This is a genomic window from Acidiphilium sp., from assembly GCF_049977125.1.
In the GTDB taxonomy this organism is placed as follows: domain Bacteria; phylum Pseudomonadota; class Alphaproteobacteria; order Acetobacterales; family Acetobacteraceae; genus Acidiphilium.
In genome coordinates this window covers 4,669-7,992 of the sequence record NZ_JBMFGY010000111.1, presented here as the reverse complement: position 1 = coordinate 7,992, position 3,324 = coordinate 4,669, and the positions used below count along the sequence as shown (strand labels likewise).

Here is a 3,324-nt window from a genome sequence, read left to right as displayed (position 1 = left end):
TCCTTCCATGACCATCTCGAACCACCCGATCGACGCTGAACCCTCGATGGATGAAATCCTCTCCTCGATCCGGCGCATTCTCAAGGATGACGAACCCGTGACAGTCCCGCCCGACACCGCAACGACCAATGCTGCCGATGATTCCGTTCTGGTGCTCGATTCCTCGATGATGGTGTCCGAACCGGCACCCGCCGCGGCGCGGCACGCCCGCGCCGAATTGCCGGCGCAGGAGGTCATCACCTCGTCACCAACGCTCTCGAGCGCGACGCCGCCCGGCACCGAAGCGACCGATCAGCCCTATGAACCGCAGCCCGCCCCGCAGGCGGGATCGGCATCATCGCCGGCGGGATCGGTCGAACCGCCGCAGCCGCTTCTGGGCGCGCAGGCGGCCGAGGCGGCGTCGAGCCATATCGGGGCGCTGATGCGCACGGTCTCGGCCGATCGCGGGCTGGCGGTGAGCCGGGGCGGCATCAGCATCGAAGACATCGTGCGCGAGGAAATCCGGCCGATGCTGAAATCCTGGCTCGACGCCCATCTGCCCGGCCTGGTCGAGCGGGTGGTGCGCGCCGAGATCGAGCGTCTGGTCGGGCGCGACGGATTTTAGCCGCTCATCTTTCGCTGCACCCGCGTTTCGCGCATAATCCGCCCATGCTTGACAAGAATTTCGACCCGACCGCCTTCGAATCACGGCTTTATGACACCTGGGAACGCGAGGGCGCCTTCGCCGCCGATCCCGCGCGCCATGCCCGCCCGTTCACCATCATGATCCCGCCGCCCAACGTCACCGGGCGGTTGCATGTCGGTCACGCGCTGACCATGACCTTGCAGGACGTGCTGATCCGGTTCCACCGGATGAACGGGCGCGACGCGCTGTGGCAGCCCGGCACCGATCATGCCGGCATCGCCACGCAATTGATGGTCGAGCGCGAATTGCAGACCGAGGGCACCACCCGCAAGGCGATCGGGCGGTCAGCGTTTCTCGAGCGGGTCTGGCAATGGAAAGAGGAGCAGGGCGGCGCGATCACCCGCCAGTTGCGCCGCCTCGGCGCCTCGCCGGACTGGTCGCGCGAGCGCTTCACCATGGATGAAGGTCTGTCGCGCGCGGTGCGGACCATGTTCGTGCGCCTGTTCAACGATGGCCTGATCTATCGCGCGAAGCGCCTGGTGAACTGGGACCCGGCGTTCGGCTCCGCGATTTCCGACCTCGAGGTCGAAATGCGCGAGGTGAAGGGGAATCTGTGGCATCTGCGCTACCCGATCGAGGGCAGCGACGAGGTCATCATCGTCGCCACCACAAGACCCGAAACCATGCTGGGCGATACCGCCGTGGCGGTTCACCCAACCGATGAGCGGTACACCGCCCTGCTCGGCCGCACCGTGATCCAGCCGATCACCGGGCGGCGGTTTCCGATCGTCGCCGATGCGTATTCCGACCCGGAAAAAGGCACCGGCGCGGTCAAGATCACCCCGGCGCATGATTTCAACGATTTCGCGGTCGGCCAGCGGCACAATCTCGCGATGCCCTCGATTTTCGACCGCGCGGCACGGATCACCCTGGCCGAGGTGCGCGATGGCGCCAACCCCCACGACCCCGAGTTTTTCAACTCGCTGGAAGGGCTCGACCGGTTCGCGGCGCGGCTGGAAATCGTGGCGCATCTCGATGCGATCGGCGCGCTGGACAAGGTTGAGCCGCACACCCACACCGTGCCGCAGGCCGAGCGGGGCGACACCATCATCGAGCCGCTGCTGACCGAGCAATGGTTCTGCAACGCCGAAGTTCTCGCCAAGCCGGCGATCGCGGCGGTGGAGGACGGGCGGATCGAATTCGTGCCGAAACAATGGGAGAACACGTATTTCGCCTGGATGCGCAACATCCAGCCCTGGTGCATCTCGCGCCAGCTCTGGTGGGGCCACCGGATTCCCGCCTGGTACGGGCCGGACGGCATGATCTTCGTCGCCGAGTCCGAGGCCGAGGCGCAGCGCGACGCCGAGGAGCATTTCGGCCATGCGGTCGAACTGCACCAGGACGAGGATGTGCTGGATACCTGGTTCAGCTCGGCGCTCTGGCCGTTCTCGACCCTGGGCTGGCCGGAGAACACGCCGGAACTCGCGAAATACTACCCCGGCGACGTTCTGGTGACCGGGTTCGACATCATTTTCTTCTGGGTCGCCCGGATGGTGATGATGGGTCTGTACGTGATGGGCGAGGTGCCGTTCCGCACCGTCATGATGAACGGGCTGGTGCGCGACGAACGCGGCCAGAAAATGAGCAAAACCAAAGGCAACGTCGTCGATCCGATCACCCTGATCGAGGATTACGGCGCGGATGCGCTACGCTACACCGTCAGCGCCCAGAGCGGCGCCGGCCGCTCGATCAAGCTCGGCCCCACCATGGTCGCGGCGAACCGCAGCTTCATCACGAAAATCTGGAACGCGGCGCGGTTCTGCGAAATGAACGCCTGCCGTCCCGATCCCGGATTCCAGCCGGAGGCGGCGCGTCTCGCCCTCTCGCGCTGGATTCTCGATGCCGCCAACCGCGCGGTGATCGACGCGACCGCGGCGCTCGAAGCCTATCGCGTCGCCGATTATGCGCTGATCTGTTACCGCTTCACCTGGGGCGATTTCTGCGACTGGTTCCTCGAACTGGCCAAGCCCGGCCTCGCCGGCGACGATGCCGATGCGGCGGAACGCCGGGCGGTGGCGGCGCATGTGCTCGGCATTCTGCTGCGGCTGCTGCATCCGATGATCCCCTTCGTCACCGAGGCGCTGTGGGACGAGCTGGGCTACGGCCCGGCGGGATCATTGATCCGCGCCCCATGGCCGGAGCGCGATGTGGTGAGCGAGGCCTCGGCGGCGCGGGACGAGGTTTCGTGGGTGATCGCCGCCATCTCGGAAATCCGCGCGGTCCGCAGCGAAATGAACGTCCCGGCGGCAACCCGGATTCCGATCCTGATCCGGGACGCCTCGGCGGAAACACTGGCCCGCGCCGGACGCTGGCGCGAGGAGATCGCCCGGCTGGCGCGGGTCTCCAGCCTCGAGGCCTTGCAGGGCGACATGCCGCAAGGCGCCGCGCAGGCGATTCTGGGCGAAGCGACGTTGATCCTGCCGCTCGCCGACATCATCGATCTGGCGGCGGAACGCAAGCGCCTCGCGGCGACACGGGCAAAAACCGCGAGCGATGCCGAGAAAATCGCGCGCAAGCTCGAGAACCAGGAATTCGTCAGCAAGGCGCCGGAAGACATCATCGCCGAAAACCGCGACCGGCTGGACGCCGCCCAGGCCGAACTGGCGCGACTGGACGCGGCGCTCTCGCGGATCGCCTGA

At 66.5% G+C, this 3,324-nt stretch carries 2 protein-coding genes; both read left to right on the top strand.

What is annotated here, in order from left to right; all coding sequences use genetic code 11:
- A partial coding sequence (locus tag ACP5E6_RS13865; protein ID WP_427954908.1) for a DUF2497 domain-containing protein occupies positions 1–604 on the top strand: 604 nt, incomplete at its 5' end.
- Positions 605–648: 44 nt separating this feature from the next.
- Positions 649–3,324: a valine--tRNA ligase gene (locus tag ACP5E6_RS13860; protein ID WP_427954906.1), complete on the top strand. Its 2,676-nt coding sequence runs from the start codon at positions 649–651 to the stop codon at positions 3,322–3,324.

Bases quoted from the DNA above. Each gene is read 5' to 3' on its own strand.
- ACP5E6_RS13860 (WP_427954906.1), top strand. From the start codon at position 649: ATGCTTGACAAGAATTTCGACCCGACCGCCTTCGAATCACGGCTTTAT.